This is a genomic window from Microlunatus aurantiacus (genome assembly GCF_039536605.1).
In the GTDB taxonomy this organism is placed as follows: domain Bacteria; phylum Actinomycetota; class Actinomycetes; order Propionibacteriales; family Propionibacteriaceae; genus Microlunatus; species Microlunatus aurantiacus.
On the sequence record NZ_BAAAYX010000011.1, the window covers coordinates 1 to 22,888 of the forward strand.

Consider the following 22,888-nt stretch of genomic DNA (forward strand, 5'->3'; position numbering starts at 1 on the left):
GCCGCGCCGCCCGCGGCACCCGCGGCGGAGCCGCCGCCCTGGGCTGCCTGCGCGGCCGCCTGCGTCCCGCCGCCGCCAGGGCTGGACGCGGCAGCGCCGGGTGCGCCACCGCTACCCGCGCCCGGTGCGCCCTGCGTGCCGCGCCCGTTGCTGCCCGGCGTGCCACTGGAGCCGTCGGAGCCGGACGGCGCACTCGATCCGTTGCTTCCGCTCGACCCTTGTCCGCCAGGACCCGACGAGTTGCCCGTCGAGGTTGCGCCCGACGGCTGAGACTGGCTGCCGCTCGGACCGCCCGACGACGAACCGCCCATCAGCCGGCCCAGCTGGGCGGCACCGCTCGGCAACGCCGCCATCGCCCCGGCCGCCACCGCTCCGCCGGCCGCCCCGCTGGCCAAGGAACCCACCAGCGGGGTGACGAACCGCATCAGCGCCGGCATCGCCAGCACAGCCAAGATCATCAACATCAGACCGGTGAGGATCGAGACCAGGGCGTCGTCGTCGGCGAAGATGTTCGACCCGACCAGCTGGAAAGCCGCGGCGTAGACGATCGCCGCCGCCGGCTTGTACAGCAGGAACGCGATCAGCCACCCGAGGCACTTGCGGAACCAACCCTTGCCCATCTCGGTGTTGGTGGCGGCGGCCGACAGCGGCAAGATCCCCGCGAGGATGACCAGCATCCCGCTGCGCGCCACCATCAGCACGATCTGCACGAACGCGGCGAGGCTGGCGATGATCCCCAGGATGATCACCAACATCGCCCCCAGCGAACCGCCCGTGGCCGGGTTCGCGCCCAATGCCAGCAGGGTGGTGATGTTCTTGCCGAAGCAGGCTTTGTCGGTGGCCACGTCGCACTTCAGGGAGCCCTGCAGCAGCCACACCGAGAACGTGTCCGAGGCGGTGATGAACAGCTGGGTGAACGTCACCCCGGCGCCGGCGACGACCAGCAGCGTGAACAGGCTCTTGATCAGGTCCTTGCCCGGATCGGCGCGGTTCTCCCACGCCATCCGGATCCCGGCGATGATCACCGACAACACCGCCAACGCTGCCATGTACCACCACAGCCCGCTCTGGATGAACAGCGTCGCACCGCCCACCCCACGGGGGCCGGCCGGTAGTAGCCCGGCGACCAGCGAGCCGGCGCCGGCGATCAACACGACACCACCCAACAGCAGGCCGAAGCGACCCACGTTCAACGCACCTTCGCCGCGGCGCAGGCTGGCCGCAATCAGCACGCCCAGCCACACCATCGAGATCGCAGCGATTGCCAGGCCGATCCAGGTCACATAGCCCAGTGCCGTGACCAGGCCGGCCGCGCTCGGCGGCGCCGATCCCGCAGGGATCGATGCCCCACCGGTCGACCCATTGGTCAGGTTCGGCGTCCCGATGTAGAGCCACACCGTCCCCAGCGAGGTGACGGCCGTACCGACCATCTCCATCACCGCGTTTGCGAAGTTCTGAATCGCATCACCGACAGCGCTTGAGGCGATTTGGCCCGCCTTGCATCCGAAGTCCAGGGGTCCGCACTCATCCTCATTCATAGAGGAGTCACTCCCCCCAAGGGACGTAGGCGTTGAGGTCAGGAATCGATGCCGTGTCTAGAGGGCGCTGGACGTCAGCGCTGATCTTCCAGTCGCCTTCCTGCCAGACCAGTTCGTAGACACCCGAGATGATCAGGTTCTGGTTCTGAGAAGAGACGCGGACACCTAGATCCACTCGTGCGGAAGCCTCGTCGTAGCTGAGAACCCGGAATCCGGCGATTGTCATTCGGGTGCCTTCGGCTCCGGCGGCGCCGCCGAGATTGTTCATCAGCTCATCCCGGTACTGCCCCTCGCTCAGCACGTACTTGGCCCAAGCAGCTCCAGTCTCTGGATCGGATCCCTGGACCAGAGCATTAGCGGCCATCACCACGGCACCTGCTGGCGAGTGTTGAAAGCAGTACCTGTAGCCCTCTGAAGCCGTCTTGCCCGCACCGAACTCTGGGGACTGGGGGTACGCCGTAGAGCCTTGGTAAGACCAAGTGACGGCCGGCGGCGCATCAAGCGTGTTGCCGGCGGTTGATGCCGGTAGGCCGCAGACGCTGGCGGATGGATCCGCAGACGTGGAAGCGCTCAGACTTGGAATCGGAGTGGCTGATGTGCTGGGCGGCGGAGTTGTGTCGTTGCTACGCGCAACTCGCACTCCTACTACGACGCCCAGGACAGCAATCACCAACACCAAGACCCCAGCGACGAGGAACGCAGGTCTGGCGAGCAGGTTCTGCGTTTCCGAGGGGTCGGTGCCGGGGCCCTGTTGGCTAGTCACGGTGTTCCTTTCGAGCCGTGATCGGCGTCAGCCGCCCATGAGTGCGCTGACCATGCCGATCCCGCCGCCGATGACGATGGCGCCGGCCATCGGCCACAAGATCTTGGGGAGGGCGTCGCCGGCTTCGCCACGGCGAAGCGCAACGGCGATGCCGATGCCGCCGACGATGATCGCGCCGGCCACGACGGCGAAGCCGATCCACTTGAGCCAGGCGAGGATCGTCTCGACACCCTGGGTTCCGGGTGGTTGGACGGGATCGGGGTTGGGGATCTGGAGAGGGAGAACCCCCAGCAGGTGGGTGGTCGCGGTGATGAGCTCGGGAAGCGCCATCGTCGGTCGTCCTTTCAGTTGGTGGCGCCGGGGGATGCGCCGTTGGGGAGCAGGATGTTCAGGTCGTCGACGAGGCGACGGACTTCTCGTGGGGCGGTGTCGAGACTTACGGGGTCGCCGAGCCGCCAGGACTCGACCCACGGAAGCTGCCACGCACGGGGATAGCCACCGCCGACAACGCGGCTCAGGTCGCGGAGTGGTCGGGGCAGCCGGCCCGGGGCGTCTGCGACCAGCACCAGTCCCAGGAGCTGCACTTCGGGGACCAGGCCGGAGGCCCACTGCTTGGCGGCCGCCTTGGCGGCGGTGAGTCCACGGACGTTCGTGCGGGCCACCACTATGGCGGTGACGGCCTCAGCGGGCTCGAGGGTCGGCCACGCGCGCCCGGCAGGTTTCCACGCATCGACGAGAGCAGCGAGGGTGGACTCGCCGGCGCCACCGTGCGCGCCGACGATCCAGAGCCCAGTTGACTCGTGGACGCGCCGGGTCGGCAGCTGGTCGACCTTGTCGGGTGCGGGCACCGACAGTTGCGGCCGTTCTGGCCCTGTCGCGCGAGGCACCGATGCGATCGGGGCCTGCGCTGGCTCTTGTACGCCACCGGACGGCAGCCATGGATTCGTCACACCATTGGTCACTTACTGCTCCGCTCCAGCGACAAGACTGGAAACCCTAATTCCGAAACTCTAGTTTGTGCGATGGGTGAAGCATATGACTAGGATTTCGTCAGAGTCAACGGGGCATGAGGCATTGTGCCTGCGAACTAGGGCCACGAAGGCGCTCTGTCACTGCCTGATCGTGGTTGTCGATAACGTCGCAGCGAGGTGTGACATGCTGATAACGATTCAACCTTCGACCGTGAAACGAGCCGCTGGAGGCGTCCACACGATGGCCGACGAGGACGGCGGAGGCCTCCCGCACCTTGCCGACCGGCTCAACGAGCTGTTCGCACGCGTACCGCGGCCGGGCACCGTCCAGCCGTACAGCAATGACCGCGCGGCTGAGGAACTGAGTTCGGCAGGAGTCTCGGTCACCGGGGCCTACCTCGGCCAGCTTCGTTCCGGCAAGAAGAGCAACCCCAGCGCCCGTCTCGTGGCCGGCATTGCCGAGCTGTTCGACGTCCCCGTCACCTACTTCTTCGACGAGGCCCAGGCCCAACGCATCACGGATCAGCTGGACGGGCTGGTCGCTATCCGCAGCGCCAACGTCCGGGGGATCGTCGCTCGTAGCGTGGGAGTCAGCGACGCGGGGCTCGCCAGCCTTGCTGCGATCTTGGAACAGCTGCGGCTGATGGAAGGGCTCGACGACGGACTGGAGACCCCCGTCAAGGAGCATGAGTCCGCGATGTCTCGCCGGCACGCCTCCGCCTCGCCTGACCGCGACGAGGACTAGCAGCCGCACTTCTCAACTGTAGTCTTTCGCCTGACGCACAATCTAATTTATAGTTGTGGCATCTCAGTCCGGGATCCTCCGCGGTGACAGACCCGCGTGGACCCCCAACAGCCGTCAGGAGGTGCCGGTATGTCGGCTCTCGTTGCTCAGACCACCGGTCACTCCTCGACCGCTGCAGGCGCGTAGCCATGCCATCACGTCCGGGAGTCACGGTCGGACTAGCCCTGGGGCTTCCGCTGATCCTGATCTTCTCGATGCTCGTCTTTCTCGTTCTCACCGAACCGGAGGACTGCCTCCCCGCTGACCTCCCCGGTGTCGACGTGCCCGCCGAGCCTGTGGCTGTCACCACGCGCGCACCGGTCACCGCCCGTGTCGCGAGCTGGAACACCTTGTTCTCCAACTCCACCGGCCGAGTCCTCAACGGTCTGGAGACCATCGCCGGCACCGCGGACGTGATCGGGGTCCAAGAGCTCTCCTCACCGAGCCGCCGCGCCGACGCCGCACGTGTGATGGCCAAGAAAGGCTGGGCAGTCTCCGACGGCAACAACGCCGTCCAGATCTTCTACAACGCCGGCAAGTACAAGCTCCTCGCGCAGGGCTCGGAGAAAGTCATCGACGTCGTGCGGATCGAGTCCGGCACCGCCGGCACCAGCATCGGACCCAAGTCGGTGCAGTGGGTCCAACTGCAGGACCGCGGCACCGGCGGCGTCTTCTTCGTGGTCAACCACCACCTCGTGCCCGACATCGATCGCAAGGGTCACCCCCGACCGGGGGCGCCGAAGCGGCTCTCGGTGTACCGGACGCAGATGGCAGCGATGCTGTCGGTAGTGACGAAGCTCCGCCCCTACGGGCCGGTCGCGGTCACCGGCGACCACAACGTCGACGCCCGCGCCGACCAGAAGGTCAAGAACCCGACCTTCCCGTACATGCTGATGCGCAGCGCCGGCATGACCTCCAACTGGTCAGCCCTCGGCGCGCCGAAAGCAGGCACCCAGACCAGCGGCCGCCGCCTCATCGACTACGTGTGGCTCACCCGATCCCCCGGCCGGTTCCTCGCCCAGAAGATCCTCGGCGCCTACGGCTCCGACCACCACGCCGTCGTCGCCGCCTTCGCCAGCGGCACCACCAGCGCGGCCCCGAACACCGCAAGCGCTGTCCCCCAGCCCTCCCAGGCCGCCCTGCCCGCCAGCCTCACCGTGCCCGGCTGGAAGCTCGACGCCGACCAGATCAAGATCGCCGCCACCGCCATCGAGGTCGGGAAAGAGTTCAACATCCCCGAACGCGGCTGGATCGTCGCCATTGCCTCCGGGATGCAGGAGTCCGGGCTGCGGAACCTCGCCGGCGGTGACCGGGACTCCGTCGGATGGCAGCAGCAGCGACCGTCGTCCGGCTGGGGCACCGTCGCCGAGATCCGCGACATCCGGCTGGCCACGATGGCCTTCTACGGCGTCGCCACCCACACCAACAACCGCGGCCTGACCGACATCGACGGCTGGCAACAGATGACGATCGCCGAAGCCGCCCAGGCCGTCCAGGTCAGCGCGTTCCCGTCGGCGTACGCCAAGCACGAAGCCGCTGCCCGCGCCCTCGTCAGCCAGCTCGCCGGGCTCGTCGACGGCACCGCCGCCCCCGCCGGCGACGCCTGCCCCGACCAGCCAGCAGACGGGGCGACCGGGAACTGCCCCGTCACCGCTCTCGCCGCCGAGAAGAGTCTCACCCCCGACGCCCTCCGGGTGCTCCGGTGCGTGCAGCAGCAGTACCCGACGATCACCGACATCGGCGGCGTCCGCGCCGACGCACTGCCCGACCACCCGTCCGGCCGGGCCGTCGACCTGATGATCCCGAACTACCAGACCGCGGCCGGGAAGGCCTTCGGCTGGACGGTCGCCCGCTGGCTGCAGGCCAACCACCGGCAGCTCGGCGTGGAGTACCTGATCTTCGACAACAAGATCTGGAACATCGCCCGCGACGACGAAGGCTGGCGCACCTACCGCGCCGACGGCCAGGGCGACGACTCCTCCCTGCACTACAACCACGTCCACGTCACCGTCTTCGGCAACAAGGCCCAACCCGACGGGCCCGCCGACATCAGCGCCGGCGCCTGGCACACCCCCGTCGGGCAACCGTCCAGCGTCGGCTGCGCCTTCGGCTGCTACTCCGGCCATACCGGCCAGGACTACCCCGCGCCGCCCGGTGTCCCCGTGTACGCGGTCAACAACGGCACCGTGACCCGGTCGGAGTCGATCCTGGCCCGCGGCCAGACCTGCACGACCCTGCCGATCTGCGGCGGGATACGTGTCAGCTACGGCAACCTGGTCGTTATCCGGCTCGCCGGCGGTGGTGAGGTCACCGCCTGGTACGCCCACCTCACCGAACGCCGCGTCGCCGTCGGCGACACCGTCCGCACCGGCCAGGTGATCGGCACCGTCGGCTACCAGGGCAACGTCCGACCCACCGGGCCCCGGGGCTCCCACCTGCACTTCGAGATCCGCCGTGGCGGCACCCCGCTCAACCCGCTCCCCTACCTCCGCAGCAAAGGGATCCAGTCATGACCTCCGCTCTCGTCGACCCCAGCACCGACAAGCCCGCGACGAGGCGACCCGTCTGGCTGATCCCCCTGGTCGGTCTGCTGAGCACAGTCGTCGTTCTTGGCGGCGTCGGACTCGCGATCTGGAACCACCAGCTCACCACGTGGTCACCGCCCATCGCCGACACCTACCCGCCCGGGTGCGGCTTCAACGGGGTCGGATGCCCCACCCGCAGCCTGGTCCCGCGGCAGCACCAGGGCCTGGACTACCCCGCCCCGGCCGGAACACCCGTCACGGCTGTGCACGCCGGGACCGTGACCCGCTCCGAATCCATCACCGGCGCCAGCAGCTGCGAGGCACTCCCCAGCTGCGGCGGCCCGGAGCTGACCGGCTACGGCAATCTGGTGGTCATCGACCTGGCCGGCGGGGACCGCATCCAGGCCCTGTACGCCCACCTCACCGAACGCCACGTCGCCGTCGGCGACACCGTCCACGCGGGTGAGGTGATCGGCACCGTCGGCTACCAAGGCAACGTCGCCCCTCTAGGACCTGACGGAGCGCATCTGCACTTCGCCATCACCCAAGATGGGCGCTCCGTCGACCCGGCCGCCTTCCTCCGCAGCAAGGCGATCCGGGCATGAGCCGCCGTGCCGTTGTCCTCGTCGCCGCGCTCGCGGCCATCATCGCTGTGCTTGCTGCAGTCCTGGCGTGGACGTTCCTCACCCCAGCCGAGCAGGTCACGCCGGTCACCACGCCCTCCGCCCCAGCGCCCTCCCCCACCAGCTTCAACCCGTCCGCCGGCGACGCTGGCGCCGAGGACCACGCCAACGGTCCCGCCGAAGTCCAGGAAGCGGCCTGGGGGCCGGTGGTAGACCGGTTCGCCACGAACTTCACCAACACCGACGGCGGGAAGAAGGCGTGGCGGCAACGCCTCATCGGCAACCCCGCCGCCCCCAACGTCACCACCGACGTCGCCAAGCAGCTCGACACCGTCGACATCCGCAACGTCCCCGACGGCCGCTACGAGGGACGCGAGGTCCTCAAGAGCAGCGACTACGACCTCGCCGTCAAAGTCACCTACCGCGAAGGCTGGGCCATGGTCTTGTACCTGATCACCGACGGCACCGGCTGGCAGATCTACGCCTACGACAAGTGGGAAGCCTGACCACCTCCCGCTCCCCCACTCGCTGACACCCGCAACCCGTAGGAGAACCACCATGAACGATCAGACGATGATCCCGACCTGGCCGAAGATCGAAGCCCTCACCCGCCCCGACGGCTCCGGCGAACTCACCATCAACGGCACCAGCCACCCGATCGACACCAACACCACTGCCGCCGCCCGCCGCGAGATCATCCGCCGTGTCATCGAGACCGCCGTGAAGATGAACCGGCCCGTCCGCCTCACCACCACCGGCCCCGACGGCAACTGGCCGATCATCGTCCACCCCAACGGCACCATCGAACCTGACGAGTCCCGGCCCTCCACACCCGCCGGCCCGGCCCCCAGCCGCGACGCAGACAACCACAGCAGCCCCGACCAGCCCGATCAGCCGGCCGGCAGCCCACGGACGCCCGGTCAGCCCGCGGCGGTGCCGGCCGCTACGCCACCAGAGACGACCCCCCCGGCTGTCGCCACGCAGCCCTCGGCGTCGACGTACTCCACAGAGAACCTGCTGCAGCAGCTGCGGCCAGCGGCGAAGACGAAAGCCCAGACCGGATGGCGGTCCTGGTTCGGTCTCGGCCCGTCGAAACGCGAACAGGCCCTACAGAACGACCTGGCCGACGTCCGGACCGTGTTCCCCCGCGCCGTCACCGTCATGGTGGCCAACCCGAAAGGCGGCGGCGGGAAAACCCCGACCTCCCTGGTCATCGCCGGCGAGCTCGGCCACGCCCGCGGCAGCGGCATCGTCGTGTGGGACAACAACGAGCTCCGCGGCAACGCCCGCGACCGCTCCTACAGCCCCCACGCCCGCAGCGTCGCTGACCTCCTCGACGCCGCCGACCGCCTCGAGCAGCCTGACTCCTCCTTCACCGAGCTCGCCTACTACCTCGCCCATCAGACCCAGGGGAAGTACTACGTCCTTTCCAGCGACCAGTCCGGTCGTGTCGTCATGGACCAAGACCAGGTCCGCCGCGTCCACCGCCTCCTCAGCCGGTTCTTCGAAGTCATCGTCATCGACACCGGCAACAACGAGAAGGCCCCCAACTGGCTCGCCGCCCGCGACCTCGCCGACTGCCTCGTCGTCCCCATGAAGTGGCGGCAGGACTCGATTCTGGTCGCGAACCGGATGCTCGCCACCATGGCCGAGGAAGGCAACCCGCTCCTGCAGCGGACCCTGCTGGTCGGCACCAACGGGCCCGGCGACTTCCAGACCGACGCCCGCCGCGCCGTCTACGACAGGTTCAGCCCCAACCACCCGATCACCGAGATCCCCACCGACCCCCATCTCCACGCAGGGTCGATCATCGACCGCCGGCAGCTGCAGCCACGCACCCAACGGGCTGGACTCACCGCAGCCGCGATCGTGGCCCGGCTCTGTCGTCAGGCCGTCGGGCAGTGATCGCCATGGCGGTGCGACACGCCGAGGTATCACAGGAGATCGGATCTCCAGGGCGCTACTGGTTCGATTGGCTCATGTCCGTAGCGGCCGATGAACGTCGAAGTAGCGAGCGTGCCACCAGCTACCCGTTCCGCATGAGCCACGAAGACAAGCGCCGGCTCAAGAAGCGAGCCGAAGAGGCCGGAATGACCGTTCAGGGCTACCTCGAGCACGTCGCGCTCGGCTACGACCCCGCGCCGCCGCGCCGTCCAGGACCAGTCCCTCAGCGACGACGAGAAGTCCAGGAGGAACTCGACATCAGCGCCTAGTCCTCATCAGGGCAGTGCCCTGAGACGACAACAGCCGCCGTTGGTAGCGGCGGCTGGTTGTCTCAAGCATTTGTAGAGCCGGTTACAGCCGGTCCACCTTCACGAAGTCCCCTGCCACGGGTTCTGTCGTGCCTAGCTCTGCTCAGGAGCTGCTATCACTTTAGCGCATCGCGCTGCGCTGGCGACCCCTCTGTTGGTCGGCCTGTCGCAGGCACTTCCCGCCCGTCCCCGCCGCATCGAGGACGCCGCCCACGCCGGCCGCGTTCTCGCGGCCGCGCCAAGGAATCGGTGCGTGCTGCCCCGCTGGGGCATCAACTCCCCCATCCGCGACCACGGCGCCGACCCCGGCCGGTACACCGGCACCGTCGGCTGGACGTCCCGCGAGCACTACCTGGCTGTCACCGTCCCCATCGCCATCGGCCTGCACCGCGACATCCTCAAGCGGCACGGCGTCGCCCCCGACACCTTCCAGCGCTGGGTGGCCGTGAAGTCGCTGTACGCGCAGGACCGTCGCTGCGGCCGCACCGTCATCGTTCGGCCTGACACCCTCGCCGGCCTGCTGCAGTGCGACGTGCGCACCGTGCAGCGCTGCCAGAAGGTCGCCCGCGACATCGGCCTGGAGATCGTCACCATCCCAGGCCGGATGCTCACCGAGATCGAGACCTACAAAGCCCGGAAGGCAGGCTCCCCGCAGCGGGGGTTGTCCACAGTCTCGGCCTTCGTGGTCCCCACATCGATGCGTCGCCCTGTGGAACATGTCACCCCTACCAGAGGTAGGTCTTTAAGTGCCTACGTTAGAGATCTACCTGCCTTCGAACAGAGCTACGCAGGGTCGACACGTGCTCCGCTCCGCTCCGCCCGGCACCAACAAAGGCCCAAGCGGCGGCGAGCCGGCCCAGCATGGGACTTGGCCTGCGACATGACCCGCCGGGTGCCGTGGCTCAGCCGATGCTCCCCTACCCGGATCACCGGTCAGCTGCACCGCTACGCCCACGCCGACCTCCCCTGGACCGCGAACCGGCTGGTCCAGGCCATGGACGCGCTCCACCGACGGCTGAACATCAACGCCCCCGCCCACGCCAAGACCGCCTCATGGGCGCTGCTGGCCTGGTACCTCCGCCAGATCGACGCCGTCGCCGACCACCCCGCCCTGGACCGGCCGCTGATCCCGGTCATCCCCTGGTGTGGCCAGTGCGTCTCCGACACCTACCGGTGGATCGAGACCGCCGACCGCCAACCCCTCCACCCCTGTCCCGCGTGCAGTCCCCAGTCCCGCGCCGATCACCGCCCGTCGGCGTGATCACCAGCCCGAACCGGCGTGGCCGCCGCACCTCCACCTCGCGACGAGCTGACCGCCGGCCCGACAGCCCTGAGGCCCTCCGCTACCGACCGCCCTCCACCGACGACGAGGCCGCCGCACACGACCGCCGCCCTCAGCTCGGCCGCACAAGGGACCACCCCGGACTGCCCCCTCTGGACTGACCCGACCGTCTGGACGGTCCGGGTGAGCCGTCAAGGCCCCAGCTGCGCTGACCGTTCCGGTGCTCACAACTTCTCGGCCCTGCGGGACGGCTCCACTGCGCTCCACTTCCGACAACTTGCTCCGCTCCCCCGGCTCCAGGCCCTGACCGCTCACCCGGCCCGCCAGCCACGCCTGCCATCCCAGACAGGGACAGACCGGGAGGAACCACCCCCGGCACCACAGCCAGGAGGCACCAGCCATGTACGGAACCACCATCACCTTCGAAGGCAACCTCGCCACCGACCTCGAGATCAAGGCCAACCAGGCCGGCGGCCTCTACGTCGACGCCGTGGTCCTGGTCAACCAGGGCAAGGACCGACCCGCCACCCGCTGGGCCGTCCGCATCACCGGCCGCACCGCCGAGAACATGGCCAACCTCAACAAGGGCGACCGGCTCCTGGTCACCGGTACCGTCGTCACCGACACCTGGAAGGACAAGACCACCGGCGAGAACCGCTACGCCGACCGCGTCCTCGCCCAGTCCGTTGGCGCCTCACTCACCTTCGCCCGCGTCACCGGGCTCGAGCGCAACACCAAGACCGACACCGTCGACGACCAGTAACCCGGTCCGGCTGGGGGTGGCCACCCCACCCCCAGCCCGGATGTCAGAGCTGGTAACCGGCGCTGCTGGACCTCTTCTGGCTCCGCGTCCCCCGGGCATACACCGTCCACGCCGTGGGCGGTGCCGTCGCCGCCTGGCCATAGGTCACCGAGTACCGACCCCCGCTGTCGGCAAAGCCGGAGGACGCGAACTGGCCGTTGCGCAGAATCTCGACACCCTCTCCCGGGGAGAAGCCCTGCCCGTACACGCGCACCTCCGCAGACTGACCGAACCCGGCGTTGGTGACTTCCACGCCACACGAAGGGACTGACCCGCCCGGTGAGGAAGACGACCCGCCGCGCTCATCGAGGACGAAGTTGTCCACCTGGATCCACACGTCGCGACCGACGCCCCACAAGCCGATGTAGAACAACACCCGGTCTACGTTCCCCGTGGCGAACTTGAAGCTGAACGTGTTGTACGGCGACGGCCCCACGAGTTTGACCTCGTTGAGGATCCGTCCGTTGCCGACGAGCTCGCGAGCTTCGCGGACTGAGAAGTACCCGTCGGTGAGGCCTGGCGACAGCCGGAGCAGGGCGGAAACTTGGTAGTCGGTGTTCGGCTTGACCAGGTGAAACAGGTTCAGCGCGTTCCAGCCGCTGCTGCCCCGAATCCACCCATTGCCCTTCCCGTCGAACGCCAAGCCTTTGCCGTAGTCGAATCCGGCCCCTCCGGTGGCGAACCAACTCTTGGAGGGGTTCTCGAAGGTCTCTATCCACGTCATGCGTTCCGACTCCTCCGGCTCAGGTCAAGGGTCAGGGAGGAGGGCGATCAGCGCCGCCTGATACATCGATTCGTTGCTCACCTATGGGTTCTGTTCCCGCGGATGCGGTATGCGGCGGCTGCAGGGCCCGATCCCGGCCGACATCCACCCAGTACGCCAGCTCCTCATACCCCCGGCCCTCGGCCGCCTCGAGCAGGATCCCCGCCACCAGCAGCTCCGTGGACCGCCGGTTCGGCCGCGCCGACCAGGCCCCCACCCCGATGCCGGCCGTCTCGATTAGCACCCGACCGCGGTCCCCGACGAGGCGACGGACCTCCGCCACGATCTCGGCGATCGGCTCACCGTTGACGACCCGCCGCCACGCCTCGCCGTGGCACTCCGCCTGCAGGATCCGGTCCCGCTTCTGCTGACTCCAGCCCGACCGTCCACCCACCCACCGAAGTAGAACAGATGTACGATTTACACTGAAGTCGTGCTGCACCTGACTGCGACCATCCGCCGACCCGACAATGACGAGCTCGAACAGGTCGAAGTCGATGCCGACACCTACGAGCGTGCCCGCCAAGCCGTGCACGAGCAGCTCGGCGACGGGTGGATCGTCACCGCCTACCGCGTCGACCGCCCGCTCACCGCGTCCTAGGCTCCGCGCTGTGGACGTCGACGCCATCATCGCCCGCTACCGCCAGGGCGCGTCGATGCTCACGCTCGCCGACCAGCACCACACCTCCCGCCACACGATCCGACGGATCCTCCACGCTGCCGGCGAACCGATCCGCCCTACCGGCCGGCCCCGCCTGGCCGTGTCGTCGGAGGCGATCGCCAAGTTGTACGAGGCCGGGGTGAGCTTCGAGGAGATCTCGACCCGCCTCGGGATCCATCCCGACGCTGCCCGCACCCGCTACCACGAGATCCGGTCCCAGCGCGGCCTCACCCGGCGCGGACCCTGGCATCACGTCCTTCTGCAGGCCCTCGAGCAGCAACCGACGATTGCAGTCCTGCCCACCGCCGCCGACCACCTCGGCCGCCGGCCCACCAGCAACGAGGCCCACGCCGCCCGCCGAGCTGCTCGCGATCTCGCCCGTGCCGGCGACGCCACCCTGGACCACCAGCTGCTCACCTGGCACGACCGGGCGAGCCGGTATCTGGTCCTCATGCGCCGCGCCGGCGACTCGTCAGAGGCGGCTGAGTAGTTCCGCCTTCTTAGCGTTGAAGTCGTCGTCGGTGATGTAGCCCTTGTCGCGAAGATCCCCGAGCCGCTCCAGCTGACCGAAAATCTCCTCTGACGACGGTTTCTGGGGTGCTGGCTCGACCGCTGGTGCTGGCGCCGACGGGTACGGCTGGTGGGCGGGCTGCCCTTGGTAGGTGATGTGTTGCGTGTTCCGCCGCTGCTGCTCCGCCTGCCGTGCACGTCGAGACAGTTCGTTGATCTTGTCGACGCCCTCCCGGAAGTCGGGCAAGTCCTCCAAGAGGACGAACTCCATCCGGTTGCCTCGACCGACGTGCACGCGGATGCTGCCGACACCCCGGCTCTTCTGCACCATCGACTGCATCGCGTCGACGTCCCATATCTGCGCCAAGGGCACCTGCTGGGAGTCAGTGCGCAGCGTCCCCTTCTCGAAGAACAGAAACTCCTCGTTCAGACGCACCTTGTGCGCACCCATCCCCGTCAGCGGCTTCCCGACCGCGACCCACACATCACCGGGTCGCCAGATCGCTGAACGAGGATCCTGAGGCGTCTGTGTCATGACCGCACAGTAGGACATCACCCGCCATGATTTCGTGAATCGTAGGAAATCGATGATGGGACCGGTCTGCTCTCGGTTGCCCGCACCAACAGGGCGAGTGGACAACACCTCTAGGCTCATCTGTTGTGCATGTGTCGTGGTACGAGGTGTTCGACGACGCCCTGAGCAGCAGGCCGGTGATCGCGGTCAGTCAGGTCGTCGAAGCTCACGTCGGCCGCCGACCGACCCGGTCTGAACTCAACTCCGCCCACCGCGCTGCTAACACCTACGCCCGCAGCAGCAACGTCCAAGCTCTGCACCTGTGGAGCCCCCGTGCTGACGGTCGGAAGGTCCAGTTCCTGCTCCTCGCCCGCGCCGACGCCGACCTCGACGACACCGACCAGCTGCACGCTGTCGCCTCCGGCCAAGCCGCTGTCCCCCGCACCCCGGGCCGGTCCCACGGCTGGCAGAGCGTGGAGAAGCTGCTGGCCGAGATCGTCAAGAACGCGCACTCCTCCCGCCGGGTCAACATCGACCACCTCGACCCCGCCCACGCCGACCAGCTCGCCGACGAAGTCGCCGAAGCCCTCAACGACCTCCGGCGGCTCCGCGACCGCCTCCGCCACCACACCCGACCCGACGACCACGCCAGCCCACCGGACGATCCCCTTACGCCGGCCGATCCCCCATCGGTAGAACCAGGCCCGCCGGCACTACCGGGCTGACCAGCGGTCACACCACCTGCAGGGACCCGGCTCCGCCGGGACAGCCACTCCCAGGCTTTCGGCCTTTCCCCTTCTGGATGTCTCCATCGTGCCCGGACAGCCGACTGCGGCAACCCCGCTACGCGCCCTCCAGGGACTTTCCGGCCCTCCGGGTCCGGCTCCGCCCCGGAAACTCCCCTCCGGGTGTCCCAGGGTGGCCTCCGCCGGCCTCACCGGGCCCTCACCCGATCACCCAAAAGGGGAAAACGACGGGCGGGGCAACCACAGCCACCGACACCGTCCCCCACGTGCCGGAAGGAACCACCCGTGACCCAGACCTACGAGCAGATCAACCCCACCCACATCACCATCGGCGACAACGTCCGCCTCGACCCCCGCCTCGACACCGACTTCGTCGCCTCCATCCGCGAACGCGGCGTCCTCGAGCCCGTCCTGCTGTACCGCGACGGCGACGGCACCCTCACCGTCCTCGTCGGACAACGCCGCACCCTCGCCGCCCGCGCCGCCGGACGCGACACCATCCCCGCCCTCGTCAGCGACACCCCACCCGCCGACACCGACCGACTCGTCGACCAGTACGTCGAGAACGAGCACCGCGCGCCCCTCACCAACAGCGAACGCATCACCGCCATCGAACAGATGGCCCTCGCCGGACTCTCCGACCACCAGATCGCCAAGCGGACCGCCACCCCGAAAGCCACCGTCCAGGCCGCCAAGGCCGCCGCGCAGGCCCCCGCCCTGAGGGAGTACGCCGACCAACTGACCCTCGACCAGGCCGCCGCCCTCACCGAGTTCGACGACGACCCCGACGCCGTCGAAGCCCTCCTCGCCGCCGCCGCGACCGGACGGTTCGACCACCTCGCCCAACGGCTCCGCGACGACCGCGCCGAGTCGGCCCACCGCGCCGAGTTCGCCGCCGTCCTCACCGACCAAAGCCTCACCGTCATCGACGACCCCGGCTACGGCGACACCACCCCCATCCGCCGCCTCAGCAGGCTCACCGACGACGACGGCACCGACCTCACCCCCGACACCCACGCCCAGTGCCCCGGCCACGCCGCCTACATCACCACCGCCTGGCGCACCCCCACCACCGACGACCAAGAGCCCGCCGACGACGTCGACGACCAGGACGACAACCAGGACGGCGACGAGGACGAGTCCTGGCCACAGCAGGTGCAGGTGCTGGTCGCCGGGTACGTGTGCACCGACTTCGCCGCCCACGGCCACCACGACCGCTACGCCAGCACCAACGCCAGCCCGTCCGGGACGAAGCGCGTTGCGGACATGACCGACACCGAACGGGAAGCCGCGACCGCCGCCCGACGGAACGTGATCGAGTCGAACAAGGCGTGGAAGGCCGCCACCCAGGTCCGCCGCACCTGGATCACGACGTTCGCCCAGCGCAAGACCGCCCCCACCGGCGCCGAGGCCTACCTGGCCCGCGTCCTGATCGGCGGACACGGCCACGAGACCGCCAGCCACGAGGCCCTGACCCTGGCCGGATTCCCGGGCCGCGACGACACCACCAGCTGGACCGCCGCCAGCGAACAACGCGCCGCCGCCGCCGACGCCACCGGCACCGCCAGCCCGAAACGAGCCCTCCAGATCGGCCTCGCCGTCGCCGTCGCGATGTGGGAGGAACGCACCCACCCGAACACCTGGCGCAACCCCAGCAGCCACGACCTCGACACCCTCGCCCGGCTCAAGGACTGGGGCTACCCCACCAGCGACCTCGAAGACCGGATGCTCACCAGCCCCGACGAGGACCCGACCGACTAGCCCCGCCGCGGAGGGAAGTCCCGGACCATCTACCGGGACTCCCTCCCTGGTCACAGCGGGTTTCACGGCGGCCGCCGACCGTCCCCGCACCGTGGCGTGCAGCTGCAGCTGCAGCTGCACGCCCCTGCCAGTGAGTCGGCGGCCCCCGGAACAGACCACCGAACGCTGACGCGTCGGACATCGAGCCGGCCACGGCCGGCGCTGTCACAGAGCTGACCTTTTCCCTTCTGGCGTCTCCATCGTGCCCGGACAGCCGGCTCGGCAACCCCGCTCCGCGAGCTCCGCGCCCTCCACGAACTTTCCGGCCCTCCGGGTCCGGCTCCGCCCCGGAAACTTCGCTCCAGGTCTTCGAGGGTGGCCTCCGCCGGCCTCACCGGGCACTTCACAGCCACCCAGAAGGGGAAAAAAACGGGCGGGGCGAGATAGAGCACCCGACACCGGTTCCCCTGCCGACTCACCCCAGGAGCCCCTCATGGCTGACATCCGCATCGCCACCCCCACCGACGTCCTCGACGCCGTCCCCGCCCTGCTCCGGTTCTACCCCACCGACAGCCTGGTCGGCCTGTTCCTCGAGCACACCCCCGCAGGCACTCTGCTCGCCGTCACCGCCCGGTTCGACCTCCCCGACACCCCCACAGACAGCCACACCATGACCAGCCAGATCGTGGAGATGCTGACCCGCCACCACGCCGCCGTCTTCGTCCTCTACACCGCCGACCAGGACGAGGCCCGCACCACCATGCAAGCCCTGCTGAGCCACCTCGACCCCACCCAGGTCCGGCTCGCCGTCCTCGCCACCCTGCCCGGCTGGACCACCGTCGACCCCGACCAGCCCCACACCATCAACTGGACCAACCCCTACCCCACCCACACCGGCACCGTCGCCGCCCAGTTCGCCCAGCACGGCACCTATGCGCTCGGCACCCGCGCCGACCTCGCCGACAGCATCGCCGCCCCCGACGCCGCCACCACCGAGGACTACGCCCTCGGCCGGTCCCTCGACCCGATCCCCGCTCACCCCACCCCCGAGCAGACGGTCACCCTGACCGAGGACGTCGTCCGCTGGATCGCCGCCTACCTACAGCAGCCGACCACCGTGATCGCCGAGGAAGCCGCCTACATCGCCGCCCGCATCCGCCTCGTCCAGCCCCGCGACGCCGTATTCACCCTGGTCAACCGGGGCAACGGTGCCGCCATGGCCGCCATGTGGCAGGCGGTCGCAGCCCTCACCCCCGACGACGACGCCCTCCCCGTCCTGGCCTGCCTCGGCCTGACCGCCTGGATCGCCGGAGACGGAGCCCTCGCCAACGTCGCCCTCGACCGGGCCCGGTCCCTCGGCGACGGACCCGGCGCCAGCCTGCGCGACCTCGCCGCCGAACTCCTCATCCGGCAGGTCCACCCGTCGCTGTGGGAGGACCTGCGGCGGGACCTGTAGGCCGCCGTCAGACGTCCGGGGATGGGGGATGACCACAGGCCCCCCACCCCGGACCCACCAGCCCCCACACCCCCAGGAAGGACGCACCGATGCCGTACCGCGACAACTGGACCCACTACGCCGACTGCGACGTCTGCGACTGGACCGCCGAAGCCGACAACCGCCGCGACGCCCACGACGCCAGCGCCGCGCACGCCGACACCCACGACGACCCCTCCCCCACCTACGCCGACCGCATGGACGCCTGGTGGGAAGCCGACTGCGCCGGAGGCCCCGACACCTGACCAAACCCTGACCCGACACCGGAGGGTGAGACCGCGTCACTCTCACCCCCCAGTGGCGGTTGGCGGACGGGAGGGGCATCGAGCCCACCCCCGCCCACACGCTGCCCACTCCCCTACCCTGACCACGTGGAGGACACGATGATCCAACGACTCCGACGAGCGGCCGCCCTCTGGTCCCGCGTTACCCACCGGCCCGTCGACCTCCGCTGGCGCGACCCCTCCCGCGGAACCACCCCAGACAAGCTCGACCGCCTCCTTGACTGACAGCGTTATAGCGCTACAACAGCACAACGCTGTAACGACCAAACGTTACGGCGCTGTGGAGGCGCAACTGTGAAGCGTCGCAGGGCTTAAACCGCCAGACGGCAAAACGCTCCGCTCCTCAAATGCCGCAGCGCCACAACGCTGGAGCGTTGAACGTCGACAACTCCTCAACGCTCTGCTGTTTCAACAGCAAAGCGTTGCGCGGTTACACCGCTCAAGCGTTTCAGCGTTCGACACGCCCAACGCTGCGCGCCTGCAGCTGCACAACGCCGTGGCGTCTGAGAATCAGGCGTATGGGAACGAAGTTCGTCGTCTGCCATTCCCGCAAGGGCGGGGTGGGAAAGTCCACCGTCGCCTACGAGCTGGCGTGGCTGCTGAACGCGCCGCTGGTCGACCTGGAATGGGAGTCCGGGGGAGTGACCCGCAAGTGGGGCTACCGGTACGAAGACCGCGCCACCTCACCGATCCTGACCGCATTCGCCAAAGGCACCCCGCCCAGGCTGCTGAAGGGGTTCAACAAGCCCGACCTGCTGCCCGGCCACCCCGACCTGGAGAGCATGCAGCCGACCGCTGAAGACACCGCCGATGCGCTGGCGAAGTGGGCGGGGGAGTGGGGCCGCGAGTGGGTGGTCATCGACACCCATCCCGGGGCCAGCGAGATCACCAACGGGGCCCTGTCGATCGCCAACGTCATCGTCACCCCCGTCCCGCTGCGGAACTCCGACCTCGACGGCACCGAGCACATGGTCAACGAGCTCGCCGACTACCCCGTCGTCCTTGTCCCCAACTTCGTGCCCGCCGTACCCCCTGCTGCCGAGGTGCGCCGGCTCCGCAGCATCATCGCCGGCACCCCCGTCCAGGTCGCCGCCCCCATCCCCGCCGCCCTCGCCGTGGGAACCCGTAAGAAGCGGATGGCCATCACCAGCGAAGACCCACCCAGCAAAGCCCTCCAGCCCGTCGCCACCGCCATGCAGTCCCTCGCCGCCTTCGTGAAGGAGTACGTCAATGCCTGACGGTCTCAGCATGCTCGACGAGAAGCGGAAGAGCCGCAGCCGCAGCATCCCCAGCCCGCGGAACCCACCCCGCTCCACCCCCGTCCAGGTCGCCGAGCTCGCACCGTCGGCGCCGGTCGAGGCCGCGGCGCCGGCCGTCGAGCCGGAGACGACGACTGCAGCGGTGCCAGCGCCGACGCCCGCGCCGGCGGCGAAGGAGAAGCCCGCTGCGGGGGAGTCCACTGTGCAGGAGCCGACGATCAAGATGTCGATCTACCTCGAGGCCAGCGACGACCTGTACCTCGAGGAAATCACCCACGCCGGCAAGACCAGCCGGCCCCGCATCGCCATCTCTCGCAGCGCGATCGTGCGGCTCGCCCTCGAACGGCTCGCCGCCACGATGACCGCCGACGAGATCGTCGACCAGCTCCGCAAGACCGGCAACGAGCACCAAGGCGCCGGCCGCAAACGCCGCTGACCAGCGGCGGTGGGGGATTGGGGAAACGGTGCAGCGATATTCACGGATGGCGGCTGCTGCCCTGCTGGCCGTCCTGCTGACTGTTGTCGGATGCTCCCCGGCCAGCGCCAAGACCACGTACGCCGCCGTCACCATTGGGTCGCTCACATACCGGGTCGAACTCGCCCAGACCGCCGATCAACAACGGGCAGGGCTCGGCAACCGCCAGACCCTGCCCGCCGGCACAGGCATGCTCTTCCAGTTCGGCAGTCTCAGCGAACAGCAGGTCTGGATGGCTGGCATGCGTTTCCCCCTCGACATCGCCTGGATCGCTGACGGCAGAGTTGTAGCAAGAGACACCCTCGCCACCTGCGCCGAAGCCGGCGAGAGCGCATGCCCCCGCTGGACCTCACCCAGCCCCGTCGATGCCCTCCTAGAGGTGCCAGCCCACTCGTTGGGCTCGGTCGCGCCAGGGACAGTCGTCACCGTTGAAGAACTGCCCTGATCCCCTGGCTCCAGAACCGGATCTATAGCGTTTCCGATAGGCAGGGGGAGGAGATCCGCCGTGACCAGTGAGTCAAGCACTACCCCGAGCGACGGACGGGTGTTCTTCCGCGACATCAAGCCGTACGCGATAGTCGACGACCTGAACCAGCTGCGCGGACCGGCAAGCGGTGTGGTGAAGCTGCCCCATTCGGTGCTGTGGGCGCCGAGTGGGGCAGGCATTGATCTTGACGAGCCAGGTGGTCGCGGGCTGGCCTACCGTGCGGTCCTGGCGGAGGGGACCGTCGAGGACCTGGTGCAGATCCTCAATCGGGACCAGCTGATCGTGGTGTGGCCGGAGTTGCTGCTCCCTCGGCGGGTAAGTGAGATGTGGGAGACCCGATTTTCCGAGTTGCGACCCGCCACGCCCGTCCAAGGCGCTCTCAACGGGCCGGGGCAGCACTGAGGTAAAGAGCGATCGTGGCGTGCGGCAGGTTCGGATTCGACTTAGCTAGGGGGTTGCTCCGCCGAGAGGAGGTAGCCCGTGAGCCTTGTCTCTGTTCTTGACTGTCTTCAAGCTCTCGAGGGTCGCGGCCGCCATGATGGCGCCGGAGAAGTAGGCGTCGTTGACGTTAGCGTGGGCAAAGTCTGTGGGATTCAGGATCGCTCGTTCGAAGTGCGTTGACTGCAGCTCGGCCCCGCGGAGGCTGGCACCTGACAAATCGCAGCCCTGGAGATTGGCCGACGCCATCCGGGCCCCACCTAATCGTGCTCGGCGGAAGTCGGCTCCGCCGAGCTTGGCGGGGCCAAAGTTCGTGTTCTCGCACGTGGCTCCCACGAAAACGGTGCGAGGGGCACGGGTCCGTCTGAGATCAGCGCGGCTGAGGTTGGCGTCGCTCAGGTCGGCCCTTGTCAAGTTGATCCGAACGTTCCGAAGATCCACTCCGCTGAGGTCGATCCCGCTCAGGTTCGCACCCTCGAGGTTCAGCGCCTTCAGTCGCTGAGGATCGCCCGGGTCGGTAATTAGTCGACGCAACGCGGCAGCCAGGACTTCTTTGATGATGGGTCCCACCTTCGGCGTTGTGCCGATCCGTAGCTGGGTCGCGCAGTAGAGCACGATCTCCTTCTGCATCTGATCGTCAGCGGAGTCCTGCAGCCGGAGAAGGGATGCCGCACCAGCTACCTGCAAGCCTTCTTCGGTGGCCGCGACCTGGGCTGCTGCGGTGGTGAACTGGGCATCGAACCGGGCCTGCCGGTCCTTCGCCTGCTGGTCTTCCCTGGACTCCCTGTCCTTGTCTTGCTGGTCAACTCGCGCCAGGCGGTCCTTGTCACGGTCCGAGGCCTGCTTGAAGACGGCCAGACCGAAGGTCAGGGCAGCGATGATGACCGTCACGAAGGGGCCGACTGCGATCACAACTCCCAGCGGACTGGATGCTCGGTCGGTTTCGAACTTGAGCTTCCGGATCTCTTCTTTCAGCTTGTGGTCAGCCAGCTCAGCTGATGTTCCGGTGACCTCGTTTGCGGAAGCACAGCTGGTGAGCGTCAGACCGAACATCATGATCACAGCGACAGCCACGGCGGCATGTATTGGACTCCGCCGAGAGAGTGGTCGACCGGATGGATTCATCGGCGAGCGGACTCCACCCATGGCATGTCACTTTCACCCGAAGCCAACCTGCTTGGCGGTAAGGATTGCCCCGCACGCGAAGCACGGGGCAATCCGTTTCCGATGCTAGACCACAAGGCAGCCACCCTTCTAGGGTTTGACGTGCACTAGCTCTTGCTGACACAACCGAGGTTCGCCTATCAGCACCCAGTCAGTCGACGACCCGTCTTTGCGTCCATCAATTGCACGTCGGCGCGGGGTCAGATCCCCTTCAGCACGGCGACAGCATCGCCCATCTTGTAGACGCGCTCCATTTGATCGAAGATCATGTCGACAGTGAGTTTCGACCCGTGCCGACCGCTTCGAGAAGCAACCTCATAGATCGCTCTCCGGGAACCGACCGGATCGACACTGACCGTGTTCAATGCGAACTCATCCGGCGGAATCACTTGGATACTGCGGGGCACCAAGGTGGGAGGCGGTGGTGATGTAGCGTGGGGAAAGTCTTTGAGGTTCGAAGTGACGATTGCGCCCGCGCCGCCGACCACAGCAGCGGCAACAACATGCTCGTCCTTCGCGTCAGGCAGCCCGAAGGTGCCCTCCAGCTTCTCCCATCCTTCCACTTCGGCGTCGTCGAAGTTTCGCCGCAACTCTTTGATCAGGTTCTGTGCGTTCAGGTCCGCATCTTGTGACGGCGTTCCTCGCTTAACCAGCTTCGCGGTTTCACATATCTCGAGCTCATCCAGGATGGCCGAGCTCCACAGCGGGCGGTAGATCCCCTCGATGGCGAAAGAGACCAGGATGTCCCGCTGCAGGCTCGGCCACAGCACGCAGGTGTCCAAGACGGCGGCAAACACCGGGCTAGTGTTGCA

At 68.1% G+C, this 22,888-nt stretch carries 27 protein-coding genes; 18 read left to right on the top strand and 9 right to left on the bottom strand.

All coding sequences use genetic code 11. The features are described from left to right. The 4 genes from ABD714_RS13245 to ABD714_RS13260 all read right to left on the bottom strand — a co-directional run. A partial coding sequence (locus tag ABD714_RS13245) for a TrbL/VirB6 family protein (RefSeq protein WP_486348151.1) occupies positions 1 to 1,538 on the bottom strand: 1,538 nt, incomplete at its 3' end. A 7-nt stretch (positions 1,539 to 1,545) separates the two neighbouring features. After that, positions 1,546 to 2,301, bottom strand: coding sequence for a DUF8175 domain-containg protein (locus tag ABD714_RS23155; RefSeq protein WP_486348152.1), 756 nt, complete (start codon positions 2,299 to 2,301; stop codon positions 1,546 to 1,548). Between the two features lie 27 nt (positions 2,302 to 2,328). Beyond that, on the bottom strand, positions 2,329 to 2,631 hold the full coding sequence (locus ABD714_RS13255; protein ID WP_344812849.1) for a hypothetical protein: 303 nt from the start codon (positions 2,629 to 2,631) through the stop codon (positions 2,329 to 2,331). Between the two features lie 14 nt (positions 2,632 to 2,645). Next, a complete protein-coding gene (locus ABD714_RS13260) occupies positions 2,646 to 3,149 on the bottom strand; it encodes a DUF6668 family protein (RefSeq protein ID WP_344812850.1) in 504 nt (167 codons plus the stop codon). A gap of 364 nt (positions 3,150 to 3,513) precedes the next feature. Here ABD714_RS13260 and ABD714_RS13265 point away from each other — a divergent pair, with 364 nt between their 5' ends. The 8 genes from ABD714_RS13265 (at position 3,514) to ABD714_RS13300 (ending at position 11,501) form a co-directional block, all read left to right on the top strand. Next, positions 3,514 to 4,017, top strand: coding sequence for a helix-turn-helix domain-containing protein (locus tag ABD714_RS13265; RefSeq protein ID WP_344812851.1), 504 nt, complete (start codon positions 3,514 to 3,516; stop codon positions 4,015 to 4,017). 188 nt (positions 4,018 to 4,205) lie between these two features. Continuing rightward, the gene (locus ABD714_RS13270) at positions 4,206 to 6,569 is read left to right on the top strand and encodes a VldE C-terminal domain-containing protein (RefSeq protein WP_344812852.1); all 2,364 of its coding nucleotides are present in this window, start codon (positions 4,206 to 4,208) and stop codon (positions 6,567 to 6,569) included. Further along, positions 6,566 to 7,186: a M23 family metallopeptidase gene (locus ABD714_RS13275; protein ID WP_344812853.1), complete on the top strand. Its 621-nt coding sequence runs from the start codon at positions 6,566 to 6,568 to the stop codon at positions 7,184 to 7,186. Before ABD714_RS13270 ends, ABD714_RS13275 begins: the two co-directional genes overlap by 4 nt. Further along, entirely contained in the window at positions 7,183 to 7,710 is a 528-nt protein-coding gene (locus tag ABD714_RS13280; protein ID WP_344812854.1) for a hypothetical protein, read from the top strand. Before ABD714_RS13275 ends, ABD714_RS13280 begins: the two co-directional genes overlap by 4 nt. Before the next feature lie 52 nt (positions 7,711 to 7,762). After that, complete coding sequence (locus tag ABD714_RS13285; RefSeq protein ID WP_344812855.1) at positions 7,763 to 9,109, top strand: hypothetical protein; 1,347 nt, start codon at positions 7,763 to 7,765, stop codon at positions 9,107 to 9,109. A 134-nt stretch (positions 9,110 to 9,243) separates the two neighbouring features. After that, a complete protein-coding gene (locus tag ABD714_RS13290; protein ID WP_344812856.1) occupies positions 9,244 to 9,417 on the top strand; it encodes a plasmid mobilization protein in 174 nt (57 codons plus the stop codon). Positions 9,418 to 9,709: 292 nt separating this feature from the next. Further along, positions 9,710 to 10,717 carry a hypothetical protein gene (locus ABD714_RS13295; protein ID WP_344812857.1) on the top strand — a complete coding sequence of 336 codons (1,008 nt, stop codon included), beginning with the start codon at positions 9,710 to 9,712 and terminating at the stop codon, positions 10,715 to 10,717. A 421-nt stretch (positions 10,718 to 11,138) separates the two neighbouring features. Next, entirely contained in the window at positions 11,139 to 11,501 is a 363-nt protein-coding gene (locus ABD714_RS13300; RefSeq protein ID WP_344812858.1) for a single-stranded DNA-binding protein, read from the top strand. 43 nt (positions 11,502 to 11,544) lie between these two features. Here ABD714_RS13300 and ABD714_RS13305 read toward each other — a convergent pair whose 3' ends face one another. Together ABD714_RS13305 and ABD714_RS13310 are read right to left on the bottom strand one after the other, a co-directional pair. Next, positions 11,545 to 12,264: a hypothetical protein gene (locus ABD714_RS13305; RefSeq protein WP_344812859.1), complete on the bottom strand. Its 720-nt coding sequence runs from the start codon at positions 12,262 to 12,264 to the stop codon at positions 11,545 to 11,547. Between the two features lie 31 nt (positions 12,265 to 12,295). Further along, positions 12,296 to 12,697, bottom strand: a complete 402-nt coding sequence (locus tag ABD714_RS13310) for a hypothetical protein (RefSeq protein WP_344812860.1) — start codon at positions 12,695 to 12,697, stop codon at positions 12,296 to 12,298. Positions 12,698 to 12,736: 39 nt separating this feature from the next. Here ABD714_RS13310 and ABD714_RS13315 point away from each other — a divergent pair, with 39 nt between their 5' ends. Both ABD714_RS13315 and ABD714_RS13320 read left to right on the top strand, forming a co-directional pair. Next, positions 12,737 to 12,904, top strand: a complete 168-nt coding sequence (locus ABD714_RS13315) for a hypothetical protein (RefSeq protein ID WP_344812861.1) — start codon at positions 12,737 to 12,739, stop codon at positions 12,902 to 12,904. Between the two features lie 10 nt (positions 12,905 to 12,914). Beyond that, positions 12,915 to 13,454, top strand: coding sequence for a hypothetical protein (locus ABD714_RS13320; protein WP_344812862.1), 540 nt, complete (start codon positions 12,915 to 12,917; stop codon positions 13,452 to 13,454). Here ABD714_RS13320 and ABD714_RS13325 read toward each other — a convergent pair. Then, the gene (locus tag ABD714_RS13325; protein WP_344812863.1) at positions 13,437 to 14,009 is read right to left on the bottom strand and encodes an SHOCT domain-containing protein; all 573 of its coding nucleotides are present in this window, start codon (positions 14,007 to 14,009) and stop codon (positions 13,437 to 13,439) included. The genes ABD714_RS13320 and ABD714_RS13325 overlap by 18 nt on opposite strands. 125 nt (positions 14,010 to 14,134) lie before the next feature. Between ABD714_RS13325 and ABD714_RS13330 the strand changes: the two genes are divergently transcribed. From ABD714_RS13330 to ABD714_RS13365, 8 genes are all read left to right on the top strand, one after another. Continuing rightward, entirely contained in the window at positions 14,135 to 14,713 is a 579-nt protein-coding gene (locus tag ABD714_RS13330; RefSeq protein WP_344812864.1) for a hypothetical protein, read from the top strand. A gap of 306 nt (positions 14,714 to 15,019) precedes the next feature. After that, positions 15,020 to 16,495, top strand: coding sequence for a ParB/RepB/Spo0J family partition protein (locus ABD714_RS13335; RefSeq protein ID WP_344812865.1), 1,476 nt, complete (start codon positions 15,020 to 15,022; stop codon positions 16,493 to 16,495). 472 nt (positions 16,496 to 16,967) lie between these two features. Further along, entirely contained in the window at positions 16,968 to 17,930 is a 963-nt protein-coding gene (locus ABD714_RS13340; protein WP_344812866.1) for a DUF4192 domain-containing protein, read from the top strand. Positions 17,931 to 18,019: 89 nt separating this feature from the next. After that, positions 18,020 to 18,214: a hypothetical protein gene (locus ABD714_RS13345; protein WP_344812867.1), complete on the top strand. Its 195-nt coding sequence runs from the start codon at positions 18,020 to 18,022 to the stop codon at positions 18,212 to 18,214. 557 nt (positions 18,215 to 18,771) lie between these two features. Further along, positions 18,772 to 19,491, top strand: coding sequence for a hypothetical protein (locus ABD714_RS13350; RefSeq protein WP_344812868.1), 720 nt, complete (start codon positions 18,772 to 18,774; stop codon positions 19,489 to 19,491). Beyond that, positions 19,484 to 19,948 carry a hypothetical protein gene (locus tag ABD714_RS13355; RefSeq protein ID WP_344812869.1) on the top strand — a complete coding sequence of 155 codons (465 nt, stop codon included), beginning with the start codon at positions 19,484 to 19,486 and terminating at the stop codon, positions 19,946 to 19,948. The genes ABD714_RS13350 and ABD714_RS13355 overlap by 8 nt, the downstream gene beginning before the upstream one ends. Before the next feature lie 46 nt (positions 19,949 to 19,994). Next, positions 19,995 to 20,432 (top strand): DUF192 domain-containing protein, encoded by a 438-nt coding sequence (locus ABD714_RS13360; RefSeq protein ID WP_344812871.1) that lies wholly within the window; start codon positions 19,995 to 19,997, stop codon positions 20,430 to 20,432. A 60-nt stretch (positions 20,433 to 20,492) separates the two neighbouring features. Beyond that, positions 20,493 to 20,876 (top strand): transcriptional regulator, encoded by a 384-nt coding sequence (locus tag ABD714_RS13365; protein ID WP_344812873.1) that lies wholly within the window; start codon positions 20,493 to 20,495, stop codon positions 20,874 to 20,876. A 45-nt stretch (positions 20,877 to 20,921) separates the two neighbouring features. Here the strand turns inward: ABD714_RS13365 and ABD714_RS13370 are convergent, their stop codons facing one another. Both ABD714_RS13370 and ABD714_RS13375 read right to left on the bottom strand, forming a co-directional pair. Further along, positions 20,922 to 21,968: a pentapeptide repeat-containing protein gene (locus tag ABD714_RS13370; RefSeq protein ID WP_344812921.1), complete on the bottom strand. Its 1,047-nt coding sequence runs from the start codon at positions 21,966 to 21,968 to the stop codon at positions 20,922 to 20,924. A 308-nt stretch (positions 21,969 to 22,276) separates the two neighbouring features. Next, positions 22,277 to 22,873, bottom strand: coding sequence for a PIN domain-containing protein (locus tag ABD714_RS13375; protein WP_344812874.1), 597 nt, complete (start codon positions 22,871 to 22,873; stop codon positions 22,277 to 22,279). Positions 22,874 to 22,888: the final 15 nt, after the last annotated feature.

Coding starts and splice junctions, on each gene's coding strand:
- ABD714_RS13255 (WP_344812849.1), bottom strand. CDS start 2,631: ATGGCGCTTCCCGAGCTCATCACCGCGACCACCCACCTGCTGGGGGTT.
- ABD714_RS13265 (WP_344812851.1), top strand. CDS start 3,514: ATGGCCGACGAGGACGGCGGAGGCCTCCCGCACCTTGCCGACCGGCTC.
- ABD714_RS13270 (WP_344812852.1), top strand. CDS start 4,206: ATGCCATCACGTCCGGGAGTCACGGTCGGACTAGCCCTGGGGCTTCCG.
- ABD714_RS13275 (WP_344812853.1), top strand. CDS start 6,566: ATGACCTCCGCTCTCGTCGACCCCAGCACCGACAAGCCCGCGACGAGG.
- ABD714_RS13280 (WP_344812854.1), top strand. CDS start 7,183: ATGAGCCGCCGTGCCGTTGTCCTCGTCGCCGCGCTCGCGGCCATCATC.
- ABD714_RS13285 (WP_344812855.1), top strand. CDS start 7,763: ATGAACGATCAGACGATGATCCCGACCTGGCCGAAGATCGAAGCCCTC.
- ABD714_RS13290 (WP_344812856.1), top strand. CDS start 9,244: ATGAGCCACGAAGACAAGCGCCGGCTCAAGAAGCGAGCCGAAGAGGCC.
- ABD714_RS13300 (WP_344812858.1), top strand. CDS start 11,139: ATGTACGGAACCACCATCACCTTCGAAGGCAACCTCGCCACCGACCTC.
- ABD714_RS13305 (WP_344812859.1), bottom strand. CDS start 12,264: ATGACGTGGATAGAGACCTTCGAGAACCCCTCCAAGAGTTGGTTCGCC.
- ABD714_RS13325 (WP_344812863.1), bottom strand. CDS start 14,009: ATGACACAGACGCCTCAGGATCCTCGTTCAGCGATCTGGCGACCCGGT.
- ABD714_RS13340 (WP_344812866.1), top strand. CDS start 16,968: ATGGCTGACATCCGCATCGCCACCCCCACCGACGTCCTCGACGCCGTC.
- ABD714_RS13345 (WP_344812867.1), top strand. CDS start 18,020: ATGCCGTACCGCGACAACTGGACCCACTACGCCGACTGCGACGTCTGC.
- ABD714_RS13350 (WP_344812868.1), top strand. CDS start 18,772: ATGGGAACGAAGTTCGTCGTCTGCCATTCCCGCAAGGGCGGGGTGGGA.
- ABD714_RS13355 (WP_344812869.1), top strand. CDS start 19,484: ATGCCTGACGGTCTCAGCATGCTCGACGAGAAGCGGAAGAGCCGCAGC.
- ABD714_RS13360 (WP_344812871.1), top strand. CDS start 19,995: ATGGCGGCTGCTGCCCTGCTGGCCGTCCTGCTGACTGTTGTCGGATGC.
- ABD714_RS13370 (WP_344812921.1), bottom strand. CDS start 21,968: ATGATGTTCGGTCTGACGCTCACCAGCTGTGCTTCCGCAAACGAGGTC.